Consider the following 16,775-nt stretch of genomic DNA (forward strand, 5'->3'; position numbering starts at 1 on the left):
TCAGGATAAAAGCTGTAAAAGTATTCCCCCTGCCACCCGGCGGCCCGCTGCTATGATGAGCAGGCCAGCAGGGCATGATCCATCCCGAAGCTACAACCGGCATTGAAAGGGAGTCTATGAGTAGACCAACACCACCGCCATCCATCATGCCGTCGCATTCTGCGGCGCGTTGGTTGTTACTGCTGGTGATCGTCGCCGGCGTCTATTTCTTCCATGGTTTCATCGTGCCGGTTCTGGCAGCGCTGATCATCGCCTTCGCCACCTGGCCGCTGTATCAGCGCCTGCTGCCGATGTGCGGGGGCCGCCGGGCGCTGGTTGCGGCCATCGCCATAATGCTCATCCTCGGCGTATTGATCGTGCCCCTGTTCATGGCCTTTTCATTCGCGCTGGAGGAGGCGCAGGGGTGGATGGCCTGGCTGGTGGAGGCCAACCGGGAGGGCACCAGCGTTCCCGGCTGGATCGCCGCGCTGCCCTTGACGGGCACCTGGCTGGCCGAGCAATGGGACGAGTATCTGAATCATCCCCAGGCTATCAGCGAGATCATCCAGATGGTCAGTGGCCAGCATCTCGGTAATATCTCCCGGGTGATCATGACCATGGGCAGCAAGGCTTTCTCCCTGACCCTGGCGCTGCTGTTCATGTTGATTACGCTGTTCTTTCTGTACCGGGACGGACACCTTCTGGTGGGGCAGATCGACCGGGTGGGTGAAGGCGTGCTGCCGGCACGCTGGCAACGTTTTTCACGCATGGTACCGGCGACGGTGACCGCCACGGTGATCGGCATGGGACTGATCGCGATTGGCGAAGGGATCATCCTGGGAATCGCCTACTGGGTTGCCGGCGTGCCTTCGCCGGTGGCCCTGGGGCTGATTACCGGCGTGATGGCATTGATCCCCGGCGGCGCGCCACTTGCTTTCACTCTGGTCTCGCTGTATCTGGTGGGCAGTGGCGAAACCGTGGCTGGAGTGGGACTGTTCATCTGGGGCTCTGTCGAACTGTTCATTGTCGACAAGACCATTCGGCCGTCCCTGGTGGGCGGGCCGATCAAGCTGCCTTTCCTGCTGACTTTCTTCGGTCTGATCGGTGGGGTAACAACTATGGGGTTGGTCGGGCTGTTTGTCGGCCCGGTGTTGATGGCGTTGTTGCTGGCGATCTGGCGCGAGTGGGTGCATGAAGGGGATACGGCGGTGTCGTTGATTACCTACCAGAAACCGGAATAGAGCCGGACCGGTCAAACCGGCCCGGCATCCATCCGGCTCACGGTGTTGCGGGTGGCAGGGCCAGCGGCTCGGCCAGGCGCTGCAGCGACACCGGATAATTTTCATCCAGCGTGCGTCGATGCAGAAACCCCAGAGCTGACAACTGGGCAGAAGGCACAGGCCACAGCTCGGCAAACTCGATCAGGTGAGTTTCCCGCCCCATCGGCTCAACCTGAGCCAGGGCAAAGCGGAACGGGTGGTAGCCTGTCATGCCCAGGCGCAGATCGGTGACCACCCAATGACCATCAATCAGGTCATAGCGCAGCAGATCGCCGGTGAACCAGCGCAGGCGCTGATGTTGAGGTGAATCTGCAAGTACTGCCTGTGCGACACTGGCGTGACGCGGCAAGCGTTCCAGCCGCGGCGGATGTTCATCGAACCAGCTCACCAGACCCTCGTAGTAATCGTCCCCATCCACCGCCACCACACGCCACAGCAGGGTGTTGAAGGGTGTCGGAGAACTGAAGGTGGCCTGTGGTTGGATGTCAGACTCGGCCAGCGCCTGCTCCAGTTGCTGTTCGGCCATCTGCTTGCCCATCAGGGTACTGAGCAGATACAGACTGCCGAAGGCCAGGGCGATGTATTGCAGACGGACACCGACCTGCTTGTGCAGACCGAACACCAGTCCGCCGATCACCGCCAGCAACAGCGGCAACGTGTACAGTGGATCGATGATGAAGATGCTGGAGATGGCTACAGGCGGTGTGGTCAGCGGCCAGAACAACTGCGTGCCATAGGTGGTGAAGGCGTCCAGCAGAACATGGGTGGTCAATACTAACCAGATACAGAACCACAACCGAACGCCGCTGTATTCCGGGTGCGGACGCAATCGCCTCAGCGCCCAGGCCATCAGCACGCTGAGCAGACTCAGCACCAGCAGCGAATGGCTGAAGCCACGGTGATAGGTCATATCGGCGACGGCATCGCCGAAGTCCAGCACCACATCCAGATCGGGCAGGGTGCCCAGCATGGCGCCGTACAACAGGGCCTTGCGACCCTGCCAGCGCCCGAGCAGGGCACCCTGAACCGACGCGCCCAGTACCGCCTGAGTAATGGAATCCATCAGAGGTTATGCAGTTTGTCTTCTGCGATCGACTGATCCAGCAGCTCCAGCAAGGCCTTGCGGGTCTTCAGCTTGGTGTTGCGATGGGCGGTCATGTTCAGTTTGGTCAACTGCGCCGCCATCGCCATGGCTTCGCTTTCCAGCGCCTCGGCCGATACCACACGGTCCAGGAATCCTGCCTCTACAGCATCTGTCGGTGAAAACAGCTCAGCATTGATCACCGAGCGGGTAAAGGCGCTGTTTGTCAGGCGTGCCCGTGCCAGCTCTATGCCAACGTGGTGCATGGTCATGCCGATGGCCACTTCGTTGAGACCGATCTTGAATGGGCCTTCCACACCGATGCGGTAGTCGGAGGACAACAGCAGAAATGCACCCTTGGCTATCGCATGGCCGGTGCACATGGCCACCACCGGGTACGGATGAGACAGCAGGCGGCGCGACAGCGTAGAACCAATGGCAACCAGGCCCTTGGCTGCCTCGGGGCTGGAGGTCATGACCTTGAGATCGTAGCCACCGGAAAAAATCCCTTCCTTACCTTTGATCACCACCACCGCCCGATCTTTCTCAGCCTGATCCAATGCAGCGTTGAATGCAGTGAAAAGCTCAGGCGACAGGGCATTGGCCTTGCCGTTGTCCAGACTCAGCAGCGCAATACCATCGGAAAAACTGTAGGAAACCAGCTCGCTCATTCAAGAACCCTCATCAATTGTTTTCAACCGGGCAAGCGCCGGTGTGGTTTGGCAGTGTACCAAGATAGCGATGACTGGCGAGTCTGCAAATAGGGTTTGCCAAACCGCTCTGTTTTGGGTACATTAGCGCGCCTCGGAACAGGTCAAATCCAGTTTCGAGATTGCGGAGAGCTGTCCGAGTGGCTGAAGGAGCACGCCTGGAAAGTGTGTATACGTTAATAGCGTATCGAGGGTTCGAATCCCTCGCTCTCCGCCAGATGTAGATGAAAAGCCCGGCTGAAAAGCTGGGCTTTTTGCGTTTATGCGTATGTTAAAAACCGCTGGTTCGGCCTCAGCCCGCAAAGCAGGCTGAGGTGCGCGGCGACTGCTACAGGTAGTGTCCCGCATAGGCAGCGGTAAAAGCCGCCTCCTGGAACTGTTTGAGCCCGGTCTCCGAAAAGGGGATGGGCAGGGGGTTGTCAGCCAGAATGGTCTTGATCTGCGTCGCCGAGATCAGGTTGACCTCGATATCCGCTTCAATCAACTGAATCGCCGCCTCCATCTTGAAGCTGACTGCACCACCGGCGAACTTGCCCTTCTGCAAGCGCTCCTTGACGACCACGCGCTCCACTTTGTAATCCCGCAGAAACTGCACAAGCTCCTTCTGGAACCGCTGCAGATCGGCGCGGGTATGCTCCTTCTTCAGCGTCAGCTTACGGGCTCGGCTGTCCGGCAGATTGAACAACCCCTGCTCGCCGTTGAGCAAACACACCACGGCATCATTGCCGGTCAACTCGATACCACAAATACGCATATTGATTCTCCGCCTTAATGTTCTTTATGAAATTGGATATGAAGCTGGTGTACCTGTGTGGACAATTCCTCATCCGGGCCCGCCACCGAGGTATCGGTAATCACCTCGCCAATGGGCAATGAGCGAACCCGCGACGGCGGCACCCCAAGCGCCGACAGCCAACTGCCGAGCTGCCCGGTAGAGCTGGCATAGACAATCCTGCCTAGCCCGACCCAGCCGTGGGCAGCAGCGCACATGGGGCAGTGCTCGCCGGAGGTATAGACAATCGCACTGGCCCTGTCCTCGGGGCTCATGTTCTGCGCCGCCCAGCGGGCAATGGCAAACTCCGGATGCTGAGTATGATCGCCCCCAGCCACACGGTTACGATCCTCGAACAGCACCTTGCCTTGCGCCGATACCAGCACCGAGCCAAAGGGCTCATCGCCGGCCACCACAGCCTCGGCTGCCAGCTGCACGCACCGTTTCAGATGTACGCGATCCTGCTCGCTAATCATGAGTATTTCTCCAGTCAGATGTTCTGTCCGGTCTCTGGTAAAGCGTAGAGATCGGGCCCGGAAAGACTCGCCCCGCCATTTCCTTAGAAACAGGCCGTGCTGGCGTTACTGGGAGTGGGGCTATTATGGGCTGAGTATTCGCTGCGGGCTACCAATGGCGGCGTGGTGGTGCAATGTCCTGGCGCTTCTGAAAAGGAGTAACGTCAGTCATGGCATTTCGATATTGTGGAAAGGGAGCTAACGGATGGCCCGCCGTAGACGTACATCAGCCTTCGATGATTTCATAACCGTTCTAGCCCGGCTGCCTTGGTGGGCCTGTCTCACCATCGCTATGGTCGCCTGGCTGATTCTTCACCCGATAGCCACCAACTCCGTTGAAACTCCCCGAGTCGTAAGCCCCGCCGACCTGAGCGGAATAGTCGCAAGTCAGCTACTGCGCACGTTCGCCTTTGGTGGTCAGTTTCTGATTCCCTTCGCCTGTATACTGGCCCAACTACCTGAATGACATCACACAATATCGACGTCAGATGTTAGTTTCTACCGAACCGGTGATCGATCAAGCCAGGGAAATGAGTGAACGAAGAAAGGACCAGAAGCGTTAAGGTCCATCGGCTCCAATCACTCCTCGACGCCAGTTACTCCTTCAGGCGCAAAAAAGAGGGCGCAATGCGCCCTCTGGGTAGTCATTTATGGCGTGACCGGTTTTTTCACCTCTCTGTCCACCATATCCTTGTCCAATCGGGTCCAGGTCAACAGGAAGCACAGAGCGCTGGCAGCGTACAGGCAGGCCATTATGATCATGGAGGTTTGCAGACTTTGTGCGTAGACCTGTCCACAGGCGTCCTGCAGGTTCTGGGTCAGCTGACCGATTACGGCGGGGTGGCACTGGTTACGTGCCAGTTCACCAGCCGCTACGCCCAGATCGGCGATACCGGACGTGAAGAAGATGTCGGAGATTGCGCCAATGAACAGCGGGCCGAAGCCGTAGCCAAACAGGTTGACGAGAAGCAGCATCACTGCCGTGGCCATTGCGCGCACACGCATGCTTACCACGCCCTGGCCGATCGTGTACTGAGCGGCTAGATAGCCGTACTTCACAAAGCCGCCAATGATCAGGCCGATTGCAGCGTAGAGCAGATTATTGGTGGTGAAGGCGAAGATATAGAAGGGAACCGACAGTGCCAGGCCTATCGCCGGTACCCAGGCGATGGCGCCCGGATGCTTCTTGTACATCCTGGTCGCTAGCCAACCGGTGGCGAAGGTGCCAACGGCGGCGGACAGGGCGACCGGCGTGTTGATCCAGATCGCAGCCTGACCGGCGGTGATTTCGTAGGTGCGGACCAGAAAGAGCGACTGGAACGAGGAGATACCGTAACCGCAGAACGCGGCAATGGTGGCGCCGGCGGTCATCAGCCAGAAAGCAGGCTTGCCCATCAGCTCGTGGATAGCCTCGCCCAGGCTGGCTCGCTCCTTTTTCGCGGCATCCGGCGGATCGGTGTAGCCTCGCGGCGGCTCTTTGACCGTGAGTTTGAAAACAAGGGCGACCAGCAAGCCCGGCAAACCGACGACGAAGAAGGCGGTGCGCCAGTCGAACACGTCGGTAACCCAGCCGCCGACGAGGTTGGCGAACATGGTGCCGAGCGTTACGCCCATGGCGTAGAAGCCCAGTGCCTGGGACCGTTCACGCGGGATGAAATAGTCCGCGATCAGGGAGTTGGCCGGCGGTGTACAGCCGGCTTCACCAATACCCACACCGACGCGACACATCAGCAGAACCCAGAACGCGCCTATGGTGACCGAGCCGATGGTGACTTCCGTCGCCAGGCCGCAAAGCGCTGTCATCAGCGACCACAAGGCCACGCAGACGGTCATGATCCACACGCGATTGGCGACATCGGCAAAGCGCGCCAGCGGGATGCCGACAGCTGTGTAGAGCAAGGCGAAACCGAAGCCGGTGAGAAGCCCGAACTGGGTGTCGGTAATCCCGAGGTCCGGTACCAGATCGGGGCCGACAACCGCTAGCAGGGCGCGGTCGACGAAATTCAAGATGTAAATAAATGTCAGCGCGAAGAGCACATAATTGCGGTACGCCTTGGAGCCGTAGCCGGCCAAGTGGCCTTGGGCTTCCCCCTCTCTGGCAGTGATGGGTCTCATGGAAATACGCCTTCTAGGTTTGTTGTTATAAATCGATGCGGGCTGTAATCGCACGTTGATCTTACGGCGTAGCAGCCGAACGGCCAGGCATGGGCGAGCCAAACAGACTTTTTGAATACTAGTCCATAAGTAAATGGCATAACTTGAGCAGCACGTAGCTGAAACTCAGCCAAGGACGATACGCTTCAATGGAATCGGAACTACCTGACAACTTCGATGCGTACCTTCAGCAAACCAGCGGAAATGTCACCGATACGTGCGAAGGAAGAGCGGGACAGGTCGATAACCCGGCCGCGCACAAAGGGACCGCGGTCGTTGATGCGCACCACCACGCTTCTACCATTGCGCACGTTGGTCACCTTTACCTTCGAGCCGAAGGGCAGGGTGCGGTGTGCTGCGGTTTTTCGGCCCGCTTTATAAAGCTCGCCGCTGGCGGTTTGTCTGTTCTGGAATTTGTCTGCGTAGTACGAAGCCTGTCCTGCTTCCGTGTGCCCCACCCATTGGCCGCCGGAGCCGGGTTTGGGCGCGATGCTGCAGCCGGACATCACAGCCAGGAGCAACAGGGCGACAAGTGGTTTTACCGTTACGTGCATTGAATACATTTCCAATTCATCCGGTTTCTTGCAGTGCACCCGATACCTGCGACCTGACAAGGGAGGGTCGCCGCCGCTGCGCTTCGAATGCTTTGGCACGATGATCGGCGAATGGTTCGCCAGATCGCTATAAAAAGGTTTCGCTCCGCTCGCCATGTCATGCCTGACGACCGCTACATGAAATTGACTAATGATCGATTGAATTCCGCTCAATATTACTCAAGTGATCGCTGACCTAAGATACGTCCCAATTCAGCACAACGTAAATCATTGGGCAGGCTTGGCTTTCCCAGACATTCAAGGTATCGGGCTAAAAATGAGCAAGGATTTTCAGTTCAGCATCAAGAGCATTCGCTTCGACGAGGATTATCGCCCGTCGGAAAACACGCGCATTACCACCAACTTTGCCAACCTCGCCCGGGGCGAGAGCCGTGAGCAGAATCTGCGCAACACCTTGAAAATGATCGACAACCGTTTCAATGCCATGGCGGATTGGGATAACCCCAGAGGCGACCGGTATTCGGTTGAAATTGAAATCATCTCCGTCGAGATGGATGTTGAGACGGGGCGCAGTGGTAACGCCATTCCGCTGATTGAGATATTGAAAACCAATATTGTTGACCGCAGAACCAACGAACGCATTGAGGGGATGGTTGGCAACAACTTCTCCTCCTACGTGCGCGATTATGATTTCAGTGTGCTGCTGCGCGAACATAACGAGGGCAAGGCCGACTTCAGTACGCCGGACGATTTCGGCGAGCTGCACGGCAAGCTGTTCAAGTGCTTCGTCAACTCAGAAGCCTACAAGGAGTATTTTGGCAAGCAGCCGGTCATCTGCCTGAGTGTGGCCAGCGGCAGAAGCTATGTGCGCACAGAAAACCAACATCCGGTACTGGGCGTTGAGTATCGGCAAGATGCCTATTCCCTGACTGATGAGTATTTCAGCAAGATGGGTTTGAAGGTGCGCTATTTCATGCCCGCAGGCAGCGTTGCGCCTCTGGCCTTCTATTTTTCCGGCGATCTGTTGGCGGATTACACCAACCTTGAGCTGATCAGCACCATAAGCACCATGGAGACCTTCCAGAGGATCTATCGGCCGGAGATTTACAATGCCAATTCGGTAGCAGGCAAGGTCTATCAGCCCAGCCTGAATAATGATGACTACTCCTTTACGCGCATTGTGTATGACCGCGAAGAACGCAATCGTCTGGCGATCGAGCAGGGCAAGTTTGTTGAGGAGTTGTTCATCAAGCCCTACCAGTCTGTGCTTCAGCAGTGGGCTGCTGATTACGCAGCTTGAATTAAAGAATATAAAGAATATAAAGAATATAAGGCCTTATACCATGCAAAAGTTGTTACCCACTTCAACCGCCGGCAGCCTGCCGAAACCTTCCTGGCTGGCGCAGCCGGAGACACTCTGGTCACCCTGGAAGCTCGAAGGGGACGAGCTGATCGAGGGCAAGCAGGATGCGCTGCGTCTGGCATTGCACGAACAGCAACTGGCCGGCATCGATATTGTCAGTGACGGTGAGCAGACGCGTCAGCACTTCGTTACCACCTTTATCGAGCACCTCAGTGGCGTTGATTTCCAGAAACGTGAAACGGTCAGAATCCGTGACCGCTACGATGCGAGCGTGCCGACAGTGGTGGGCGCTGTGTCTCGTCAAAGGCCGGTGTTTGTTGAGGATGCGAGGTTCCTGCGTCAGCAAACCAGCCAGCCGATCAAATGGGCTCTGCCTGGCCCCATGACTATGATCGATACACTGTATGACGCCCACTATAAAAGCCGGGAAAAACTGGCATGGGAGTTTGCCAAAATCCTCAACCAGGAAGCGCTGGAGCTGGAGGCGGCCGGTGTCGACATCATCCAGTTTGATGAGCCGGCGTTTAACGTGTTCTTTGACGAGGTGAATGACTGGGGCGTCGCCACGCTGGAGCGGGCCCTGGAAGGGCTCAAGTGTGAAACGGCCGTCCACATCTGCTATGGCTACGGCATCCAAGCCAATACCGACTGGAAAAAGACCCTGGGCTCGGAGTGGCGGCAGTATGAGGAGGCCTTCCCCAAGCTGCAGAAATCCAGCATCGACATCATCTCGCTGGAGTGTCACAACTCCCACGTACCCATGGATCTTATCGAGCTGATTCGCGGCAAGAAGGTGATGGTAGGGGCTATTGATGTGGCGTCCAATACCGTGGAGACGCCGGAGGAAGTGGCCGCCACCCTGCGCAAGGCGCTGCAGTTTGTCGATGCCGACAAGCTCTATCCGGCGACCAACTGCGGCATGGCACCTTTGTCCCGCGCGGTGGCCAGGGGCAAGATGCATGCCCTGAGCGCCGGTGCAGAGATTATTCGCAGAGAGCTCTCGTCCTGATGTCAGCTCATGTTCATGTCATCGAGCCTTCGCATTTTCGCGAAGCGCTCGGTCACTACGCATCCGGTATCACGGTGATCACGTCACAGCTTGATGGGGAGCCGCTCGGCTTCACCTGCCAGTCGTTCTACAGCGTGTCGATGAGCCCGCCATTGGTGTCGTTCAGCGTCATGGGCCGTTCGGCCAGCTATCCGAAGATTCGCCAGGCGGGCCGGTTCGCGGTCAACATCCTGTCAGGTGAGCAGGTCGGGATTTCCGACCAGTTCGCCAGTCGGGGTGCGGACAAGTGGCGCGGCGTGGAATGGGGCGAATCGCCGCTGGGCAATCCGCTGATCGGCGACAGCCTGCACTGGCTGGATTGTGACATCCACGCAGAGCACGTCGCGGGCGATCACCTGATCGTGATTGGTGAAGTGAAGGCGATAAGTCAGCCACGGGCGGCGGAGACGCAGCCGTTACTGTATTTCAAAGGGCAGTATTGCAACCTCGGCGCGCCGGCGGCTTGAACGCTCAGCCGCGCTGCCATCCCCAGGACACCCCTCATGACCTACATCAATAGGCCACAACTCAGCCTTCCCGATGGCGCGGACAAATTGCTGTTGCACTCCTGCTGCGCCCCCTGTTCCGGTGAAGTGATGGAAGCGATCACCGCCTCGGGTATCGACTACACCATCTTCTTCTATAACCCGAACATTCACCCGGAACGTGAATACCTGCTGCGCAAGGACGAGAACATTCGCTTTGCCGAAGATCACAAGGTGCCGTTTATCGACGCCGATTACGACAAGGACAACTGGTTCGAGCGCGCCAAAGGTATGGAGCATGAGCCCGAGCGTGGCGTGCGCTGCACGATGTGCTTCGATATGCGCTTCGAACGCACCGCTCTTTACGCCTTTGAAAACGATTTCAGCGTGATCTCCAGTTCTCTGGGTATTTCACGCTGGAAAGACATGAAGCAGATCACCGACAGCGGCATCCGCAGCGCGCAAAAGTATCCAGGTATCACCTACTGGGATTACAACTGGCGCAAGGGAGGCGGCTCGGCGCGGATGATCGAGATCAGCAAGCGCGAACGTTTTTATCAGCAGGAATACTGTGGCTGCATCTACTCACTGCGCGACACCAACCACCATCGCAAGGCCCAAGGGAGGGAAATCATCCGCCTTGGCGTCAAGTACTACGGGGACGATGAATGATCGCCTTGTACTGCAGAGTCGGTTGGTACTCCTGACTGATGGGTGTTCTGAAAAAAGGCGCTGGCCGACCAGCCGTCATCGGCACGTTTTGCCTCCTTTGAAAAGCTCATGCGGCGCGCTCGGTTATGCGATTGGCCGCTGGTGGCTGCGCTGACTGATCGTGTCAGTGCGGAGGTTGATGTTACCCCGCTTCTAGGGGGTCATGCCCAAAAACGGTTCGACAGCTGCCGGTGTTAACTGAGCGGCTGATTCCCTGTGTTGAGCAGGGCAGCCGCCAGCGCAGCTCGTGGCCGCGATGGTTTGATGCTGATGGGTCTTCATGAGTGAAACTGCAGCGAGCCTGCCTGTATCACCACTGATTCGGCACCCATATCCAGTAGCCGTTGTCTGATCCATTGCGCGTCACTGTCGGCCAGCCAACTGGGGTGGGCAGTGATGCGCAGTTGGTGGCTGATGCCGCTGGCGATGACCAGTTCGGCGCTTTGCCAGGCAGCGTTACCGCTGTCCTTGGTTCGGGTGATCAGCTGGTAGTTGTTTTTGGTCGTCTTTATATCCAGGCCTATCCAGTCGATCAGCGGCAGCAGTGTCTGCAGTTTGCGTGGGTAGATGCCGGCGCTGTGCAGGCCGATCTTGAACCCCATGGAGCGTATCTGTTCGATGGCCTGGGGCAAGGCTGACTGAAAGGTCGGCTCACCACCGGAAAACACCACCGCATCCAGCAGCCCGCGACGACTGTGCATGAAATCGACGATCTGCTGCCAGGGGATTTCTGTTTCGCCCCGTGCCGGCAGCAGTTCGGGGTTATGGCAGTACACGCAACGCCAGGGACAGCCTTGAGTGAAAACCACCGCTGCCAGCTCTCCCGGATAGTCGATGCTGGTGAGGGGCACAAGGCCCCCCACGCGCAGTGATTCAACAGCCATCGCTGGCTGAACTCTGTGGCTGGAAGAACTGCCGCTCGCGGTGCTCGGACTGCTTGCCGGGGTTCCATGAGGAGACAGGGCGATGATAGCCCATGACTCTGGTCCAGACTTCGCAGCGGACCCGTTCGTGGCCTTGCAGTTGCGTGTTGACGGATTGATTCATGCTGATACTCCCTGGTTTTTTGCTTTTTGCTGAAGGATGTCCTCATCACAGCGTGGGCAGAACTCATGCTCGCCACTCAGATAGCCGTGATGCGGACAGATGGAAAAGGTTGGGGTAACGGTCAGGTAGGGCAGCCGATAGTTGGCCAGTGCCCGCTGCACCAGCCGCCGACAGGCGTCTGCACTGGCCAGGGGTTCGGCCATGTACAGGTGCAATACGGTGCCGCCGGTGTATTTCTGCTGCAGGGGCTCTTGTCGTTGCAGCGCCTCGAAGGGATCGCTGGTAAAGCCGACCGGCAGTTGTGAGGAGTTGGTGTAGTAGGGCTTGTCCGCCGAACCGGCCTGCAGTATGTGGGGGAAGCGCTTGCGATCTTCCCGGGCAAAACGGTAGGTCGTGCCTTCGGCCGGAGTCGCCTCCAGGTTGTACATATGCCCGGTGTGCTCCTGGAATTCGGTCATGCGCCCGCGTACATGATCCAACAGGCGGATTGCCATGGCATGCCCGTCGGGGTGGGTGATGTCCTGTGTATCCCCGGTGAAGTTGCGGATCATTTCGTTGATGCCGTTGACGCCCAGGGTGGAGAAGTGATTGCGCAGGGTGCCCAGATAGCGCTTGGTGTAGGGAAACAGCCCGGCATCCATGTGCTGCTGGATCACTTCGCGCTTGATTTCCAGGCTGTCGCGGCCCAGCTCCAGCAATCGATCCAGTGTCCGCAACAGGGCGGCCTCGTCTCCGCGGTGCAGATAGCCCAGGCGGGCACAGTTGACGGTGACCACGCCCAGCGAGCCGGTCTGCTCGGCAGAGCCGAACAGGCCATTGCCGCGTTTGAGCAGTTCGCGCAAATCCAGCTGCAGACGGCAGCACATGGAGCGCACCATGTTTGGCTGCAGCTCCGAATTGAGAAAGTTCTGAAAGTACGGCAGGCCGTACTTGGCGGTCATGGCGAACAGGCGCTCGGCATTCTCACTGTGCCAGGGAAAGTCGTGGGTTATGTTGTAGGTCGGGATCGGAAAGGTGAACACGCGTCCCTTGGCATCGCCCTGACTCATGACCTCAATGTAGGCGCGGTTGATCATATCCATTTCCGCCTGCAACTCGCCGTAACAGAAGAGCATTTCCTCACCGCCAATCACCGGTACCTGCTCACGCAAATCATCCGGGCAGACCCAGTCGAAGGTCAGGTTGGTGAAGGGGGTCTGGGTGCCCCAGCGCGAGGGGACGTTGAGGTTGTGGATCAGCTCCTGGATATGCTGGCGCACCTGTGGGTAGTCGAGCTGGTCTTTGCGCACATAGGGAGCCATGTAGGTATCGAAGGAACTGAAGGCTTGAGCTCCGGCCCATTCGTTCTGCAAGGTGCCGAGGAAGTTAACGATCTGCCCCACGGCGCTGGACATGTGCCGTGGCGGGGCGGAATCGATCTGCCCGGGAATGCCATTGAGTCCTTCATTGAGCAGGGTGCGCAATGACCAGCCGGCACAGTACCCGCTGAGCATGTCCAGATCGTGGATATGGAGGTCGCCATCACGGTGGGCCTGACCGATCGCCAGCGGATATACTTGACTGAGCCAGTAGTTGGCGATCATCTTGCCGGCGCTGTTGAGAATCAGCCCGCCGAGGGAGTACCCCTGGTTGGCGTTGGCATTCACTCGCCAGTCCTGGCGATTCAGGTACTCGTCTATGGTGCTGGAGACATCCAGCAGAGTACGGTCGATGGGCGCGGTTATGGCCGGTGTAGTCATGCGATCCCTCATGCTTGTGGTAGGGCACGCTGGACAGGACGCAGCTCTCGCCGCCCTGGTGTCCTGATGCGGGACCCGGATTGCCGTCTGGTGACGGAGAAAGGCAGGCATTCGGGCTCAGGGCTATTGGGTCAGCTCCATACCGTTGCGCGACAGCTCTGGATTCGCACCAGATTTCCCTGCGTAAAAGATTAAACACAATATATGGTGTTTGTTCTGCTTGGTGGGCACTATATGGAATGGTCAGGCAATCATCTTTGACGAAGGTCAATTTTCCCCTTGTTCCTGTACGCAGCCGCAACGACGGCATCAGTTGTCAACACAGCCCTTGGCCAGAGCGGTGTGACGCGTAGGGGTGTTCATGAGTGAAACTGCATGTTTCCATGAAAATCATGAGATTGTTTCATTATCGGATGGCGCGGAGAATCCTTCCATCATTCATTGAGGGAGTATTGACCGATGGCTTTGGCACACAATCTGGGCTTTCCGCGTATCGGGCGTGACCGTGAACTGAAACGGGCGCTGGAGGCGTTCTGGAAGGGCGATCTGGACGAGGCGGGGCTACGTGGGACAGGTGCCCGACTGCGCGCTGAGCACTGGCAGCTGCAGAAACAGGCCGGTATCGAGCTGTTGCCGGTTGGCGATTTTGCTTGGTATGACCAGGTGCTGACCCACTCGCTGATGTTCGGCGTTATCCCCGAGCGCTTTCGCAAGGCGGGTGCCGCGCGGCCGGATTTGCAGACTCTGTTTGCCATGGCGCGGGGTGCGACCGGCGGCTGCTGTGGTGGCCATGCCCAGGAGATGACCAAATGGTTTGATACCAACTATCACTATCTGGTGCCGGAGTTCACCGTTGACCAGCAGTTTTCCCTGAGCTGGGAGCAGCTGTTCGAGGAGGTGGATGAGGCCCAGGCGCTGGGGCACAGGGTCAAGCCGGTGGTGATCGGGCCGCTGACCTATCTGTGGCTGGGCAAGGTCAAGGGCGAGGAGTTCGACAAGCTGGAGCTGCTTGAGCGGTTGCTGCCCTTGTACGCCGAGATTTTTCAGCGGCTGGCGGCGCAGGGTGTGGAGTGGGTACAGATTGATGAACCGATTCTGGTGCTCGACCTGCCGCAGGATTGGAAGAGCGCGTTTGAGCGGGCCTATAACCTGCTGCAGCAGGAACCGCTGAAAAAGCTGATCGCGACCTATTTCGGTGGTCTGGAAGACAACCTCGGACTGGCGGCGGGCCTGCCGGCGGACGGCTTGCATATTGATCTGGTGCGAGCGCCCGAGCAGTATCCGGCCATTCTTGACCGTCTGCCATCCTACAAGATTCTGTCGCTGGGGCTGGTCAATGGCCGCAACGTCTGGCGTTGTGATCTGGACAAGACGCTGGAGGTGCTGCGCCATGCCCATGAACGTTTGGGCGAGCGGCTCTGGGTGGCACCATCCTGCTCGCTGCTGCACAGTCCGGTGGACCTGGAGCGGGAGGACCAGCTGGATGCCGAGCTCAAGAGCTGGTTGGCCTTTGCGGTGCAGAAGTGTGAGGAGGTGACGACACTGGCCCGCGCCCTGAGCGAACCGCAGGCCGCCGACGTGCGGGCAGCATTGGAGCAGAGCCGGGCGGTGCAGGCCAGTCGAGGCGCGTCCCGGCGTATCCACCGGCCGGAGGTGCAGGCCCGTCTGGCGGCAATCCAGCCGGGTGACAGTCAGCGCCAATCAGCCTTTGCCGAGCGCATTGGGCAGCAGCGGGCGCGGTTGAATCTGCCTGCCTTCCCGACCACCACCATTGGTTCCTTCCCGCAGACACCGGCGATTCGTTTGGCGCGTCAGGCATTCAAACAGGGCAAGTTGAGCGGGGCCGAGTACACCGAGGCCATGCACAGTGAAATCCGTAATGCGGTGAAGATGCAGGAGCAGCTGGGGCTGGATGTGCTGGTGCACGGCGAGGCCGAGCGTAACGACATGGTGGAATACTTCGCCGAGCAGCTGGATGGCTATGCCTTTACCCAGTTCGGCTGGGTGCAGAGCTATGGTTCACGCTGCGTCAAACCTGCCATCATCTTTGGTGACCTGAGTCGCCCGCAAGCCATGACCGTGGACTGGATCAGTTATGCCCAGCAGCAGACCGACAAGGTGATGAAGGGCATGCTGACCGGCCCGGTGACCATGCTGATGTGGTCGTTCCTGCGGGAGGATATCAGCCGCGAGCAGCAGGCCCGGCAGCTGGCGCTGGCGATCCGCGATGAGGTGACGGATCTGGAAGCGGCTGGCATCCGCATCATCCAGATCGATGAGGCGGCTTTCCGCGAGGGCTTACCGCTGCGCAGATCAGGCTGGCAGGGCTATCTGGATTGGGCCACCGAGGCGTTCCGGCTGACCGCCAGCGGCGTGCGTGATGAAACGCAGATTCATACCCATATGTGCTACAGCGAATTCAATGATGTGATCAAGTCGATCGCGGCGATGGATGCCGATGTGATCACCATTGAAACCTCCCGTTCGGACATGGAGCTGCTGGAAGCCTTTGAGCAGTTTGCCTACCCGAACGAGATCGGACCGGGGGTCTACGATATCCACTCGCCGAGGGTGCCGAGCACGGAGCAGATGGTCAGCCTGCTGCGCAAGGCCGCGCAGCGGATTCCGGCGCAGCGCCTGTGGGTCAACCCCGACTGCGGCCTGAAAACCCGCGCCTGGCCGGAAACCAGGGAGGCGCTGGCCAATATGGTGGCTGCGGCGCGTGAGCTGCGCGCGGCGGGCTGAGGACTGATTGCAGCGGGATGTTACCACGTCCCGCTGCGTCGGCGTCATCGGGTCAGGCGTCCTTGCCGTAACTGCGGCTGATGAACTCCGGCTCCACCACCCCACGGCGCTGGTTGATCACCAGCGTCAGCACAAAGAAGAAGTTGCACAGCATATTGCACATGCGCGGCAGCAGCATGGCCACGTCTTTTCCTTCCTGATCGACCTTGACCATGACGCGGATGGCTTTCTTGCAGGCCGAGCGGGCCAGATGCAGTTGCGGAATCGGTGGCGTGCCGCGGGGCAGCACGAAGCCGTTCAGGCGCTCGGGTACTTCCGCCTTGTAATGGTTGAGGCGCTGCTGCAGCCAAGCCTGATCGTCCTCGCTGACCGCCAGTCGCCCACGGATGGACCCATTTATATGAAAGGCCAGTGGCTGGATCTGCTCAAGGTCCGCGGCGATATCCGGCATATCCTCCGGCAGATGGGAGATGATCGCGCCGATATGGCCGCACAGCTCATCGGTGATGATCTCGAAGTCGCACAGCGATGCGCTTTCGTACATGAAGGGATAGCACATTTCGTCAAAATTCTTGCCGAACTTGAAGGCCAT

The 16,775-nt window shown here is 58.6% G+C and carries 15 protein-coding genes, 1 tRNA gene and 1 pseudogene; 7 read left to right on the top strand and 10 right to left on the bottom strand.

Features of this window, described 5'->3' with window-relative positions; all coding sequences use genetic code 11:
- The first annotated feature begins 116 nt into the window (after window positions 1-116).
- Window positions 117-1,220, top strand: a complete 1,104-nt coding sequence (locus BLU11_RS02740; RefSeq protein ID WP_090271939.1) for an AI-2E family transporter — start codon at window positions 117-119, stop codon at window positions 1,218-1,220.
- Window positions 1,221-1,257: 37 nt separating this feature from the next.
- Here the strand turns inward: BLU11_RS02740 and BLU11_RS02745 are convergent, their stop codons facing one another.
- Both BLU11_RS02745 and BLU11_RS02750 read right to left on the bottom strand, forming a co-directional pair.
- Window positions 1,258-2,322 (bottom strand): metal-dependent hydrolase, encoded by a 1,065-nt coding sequence (locus BLU11_RS02745; protein ID WP_090271940.1) that lies wholly within the window; start codon window positions 2,320-2,322, stop codon window positions 1,258-1,260.
- The gene (locus tag BLU11_RS02750) at window positions 2,322-3,011 is read right to left on the bottom strand and encodes a crotonase/enoyl-CoA hydratase family protein (protein WP_090271941.1); all 690 of its coding nucleotides are present in this window, start codon (window positions 3,009-3,011) and stop codon (window positions 2,322-2,324) included. Before BLU11_RS02750 ends, BLU11_RS02745 begins: the two co-directional genes overlap by 1 nt.
- A gap of 165 nt (window positions 3,012-3,176) precedes the next feature.
- On the opposite strand from BLU11_RS02750, the gene BLU11_RS02755 reads away from it, so the two are divergent.
- Window positions 3,177-3,267: transfer RNA gene (locus tag BLU11_RS02755), tRNA-Ser, on the top strand.
- Window positions 3,268-3,378: 111 nt separating this feature from the next.
- On the opposite strand, the gene BLU11_RS02760 is transcribed toward BLU11_RS02755, so the two are convergent.
- From BLU11_RS02760 to BLU11_RS19495, 4 genes are all read right to left on the bottom strand, one after another.
- Window positions 3,379-3,804, bottom strand: a complete 426-nt coding sequence (locus tag BLU11_RS02760; RefSeq protein WP_090271942.1) for a DUF3010 family protein — start codon at window positions 3,802-3,804, stop codon at window positions 3,379-3,381.
- 14 nt (window positions 3,805-3,818) lie between these two features.
- Window positions 3,819-4,298, bottom strand: a complete 480-nt coding sequence (locus tag BLU11_RS02765) for a nucleoside deaminase (protein ID WP_090271943.1) — start codon at window positions 4,296-4,298, stop codon at window positions 3,819-3,821.
- Window positions 4,299-4,985: 687 nt separating this feature from the next.
- Window positions 4,986-6,452 (bottom strand): spinster family MFS transporter, encoded by a 1,467-nt coding sequence (locus tag BLU11_RS02775; RefSeq protein WP_090271945.1) that lies wholly within the window; start codon window positions 6,450-6,452, stop codon window positions 4,986-4,988.
- Window positions 6,453-6,652: 200 nt separating this feature from the next.
- A complete protein-coding gene (locus tag BLU11_RS19495; RefSeq protein WP_231702262.1) occupies window positions 6,653-7,258 on the bottom strand; it encodes a septal ring lytic transglycosylase RlpA family protein in 606 nt (201 codons plus the stop codon).
- Between the two features lie 103 nt (window positions 7,259-7,361).
- Between BLU11_RS19495 and BLU11_RS02785 the strand changes: the two genes are divergently transcribed.
- Genes BLU11_RS02785 through BLU11_RS02800 form a run of 4 tightly spaced genes read left to right on the top strand, consistent with a single transcriptional unit; the run spans window position 7,362 to window position 10,613 of the window.
- Window positions 7,362-8,345 carry a DUF1852 domain-containing protein gene (locus BLU11_RS02785; protein WP_090271946.1) on the top strand — a complete coding sequence of 328 codons (984 nt, stop codon included), beginning with the start codon at window positions 7,362-7,364 and terminating at the stop codon, window positions 8,343-8,345.
- 43 nt (window positions 8,346-8,388) lie between these two features.
- On the top strand, window positions 8,389-9,417 hold the full coding sequence (locus BLU11_RS02790; RefSeq protein WP_090271947.1) for a methionine synthase: 1,029 nt from the start codon (window positions 8,389-8,391) through the stop codon (window positions 9,415-9,417).
- A complete protein-coding gene (locus tag BLU11_RS02795) occupies window positions 9,417-9,923 on the top strand; it encodes a flavin reductase family protein (RefSeq protein WP_090271948.1) in 507 nt (168 codons plus the stop codon). The genes BLU11_RS02790 and BLU11_RS02795 overlap by 1 nt, the downstream gene beginning before the upstream one ends.
- 36 nt (window positions 9,924-9,959) lie before the next feature.
- Window positions 9,960-10,613, top strand: a complete 654-nt coding sequence (locus tag BLU11_RS02800) for an epoxyqueuosine reductase QueH (protein WP_090271949.1) — start codon at window positions 9,960-9,962, stop codon at window positions 10,611-10,613.
- A 317-nt stretch (window positions 10,614-10,930) separates the two neighbouring features.
- Here BLU11_RS02800 and BLU11_RS02805 read toward each other — a convergent pair whose 3' ends face one another.
- The 3 genes and pseudogenes from BLU11_RS02805 to BLU11_RS02810 all read right to left on the bottom strand — a co-directional run.
- Window positions 10,931-11,503, bottom strand: coding sequence for an anaerobic ribonucleoside-triphosphate reductase activating protein (locus BLU11_RS02805; protein WP_197674248.1), 573 nt, complete (start codon window positions 11,501-11,503; stop codon window positions 10,931-10,933).
- A 22-nt stretch (window positions 11,504-11,525) separates the two neighbouring features.
- Entirely contained in the window at window positions 11,526-11,699 is a 174-nt protein-coding gene (gene nrdD, locus BLU11_RS19660; protein WP_157718517.1) for an anaerobic ribonucleoside-triphosphate reductase, read from the bottom strand.
- Window positions 11,696-13,405 (bottom strand): annotated as a pseudogene (locus BLU11_RS02810) (ribonucleoside triphosphate reductase); the annotation flags it as partial. The pseudogene BLU11_RS02810 and the gene nrdD, both read right to left, overlap by 4 nt.
- Before the next feature lie 492 nt (window positions 13,406-13,897).
- Between BLU11_RS02810 and metE the strand changes: the two are divergent.
- Window positions 13,898-16,183, top strand: coding sequence for a 5-methyltetrahydropteroyltriglutamate--homocysteine S-methyltransferase (gene metE, locus BLU11_RS02815; protein WP_090271952.1), 2,286 nt, complete (start codon window positions 13,898-13,900; stop codon window positions 16,181-16,183).
- A 52-nt stretch (window positions 16,184-16,235) separates the two neighbouring features.
- Here the strand turns inward: metE and BLU11_RS02820 are convergent, their stop codons facing one another.
- On the bottom strand, window positions 16,236-16,775 hold the full coding sequence (locus tag BLU11_RS02820; protein WP_090271953.1) for an ATP:cob(I)alamin adenosyltransferase: 540 nt from the start codon (window positions 16,773-16,775) through the stop codon (window positions 16,236-16,238).

It is taken from the genome of Halopseudomonas litoralis (assembly GCF_900105005.1).
Lineage (GTDB): Bacteria > Pseudomonadota > Gammaproteobacteria > Pseudomonadales > Pseudomonadaceae > Halopseudomonas > Halopseudomonas litoralis.

Coding starts and splice junctions, on each gene's coding strand:
- BLU11_RS02740 (WP_090271939.1), top strand. CDS start 117: ATGAGTAGACCAACACCACCGCCATCCATCATGCCGTCGCATTCTGCG.
- BLU11_RS02765 (WP_090271943.1), bottom strand. CDS start 4,298: ATGATTAGCGAGCAGGATCGCGTACATCTGAAACGGTGCGTGCAGCTG.
- BLU11_RS02775 (WP_090271945.1), bottom strand. CDS start 6,452: ATGAGACCCATCACTGCCAGAGAGGGGGAAGCCCAAGGCCACTTGGCC.
- nrdD (WP_157718517.1), bottom strand. CDS start 11,699: ATGAATCAATCCGTCAACACGCAACTGCAAGGCCACGAACGGGTCCGC.
- BLU11_RS02820 (WP_090271953.1), bottom strand. CDS start 16,775: ATGGCCTTCAAGTTCGGCAAGAATTTTGACGAAATGTGCTATCCCTTC.
- BLU11_RS02800 (WP_090271949.1), top strand. CDS start 9,960: ATGACCTACATCAATAGGCCACAACTCAGCCTTCCCGATGGCGCGGAC.
- BLU11_RS02760 (WP_090271942.1), bottom strand. CDS start 3,804: ATGCGTATTTGTGGTATCGAGTTGACCGGCAATGATGCCGTGGTGTGT.
- BLU11_RS02750 (WP_090271941.1), bottom strand. CDS start 3,011: ATGAGCGAGCTGGTTTCCTACAGTTTTTCCGATGGTATTGCGCTGCTG.
- BLU11_RS02785 (WP_090271946.1), top strand. CDS start 7,362: ATGAGCAAGGATTTTCAGTTCAGCATCAAGAGCATTCGCTTCGACGAG.
- BLU11_RS02745 (WP_090271940.1), bottom strand. CDS start 2,322: ATGGATTCCATTACTCAGGCGGTACTGGGCGCGTCGGTTCAGGGTGCC.
- metE (WP_090271952.1), top strand. CDS start 13,898: ATGGCTTTGGCACACAATCTGGGCTTTCCGCGTATCGGGCGTGACCGT.
- BLU11_RS02790 (WP_090271947.1), top strand. CDS start 8,389: ATGCAAAAGTTGTTACCCACTTCAACCGCCGGCAGCCTGCCGAAACCT.
- BLU11_RS02795 (WP_090271948.1), top strand. CDS start 9,417: ATGTCAGCTCATGTTCATGTCATCGAGCCTTCGCATTTTCGCGAAGCG.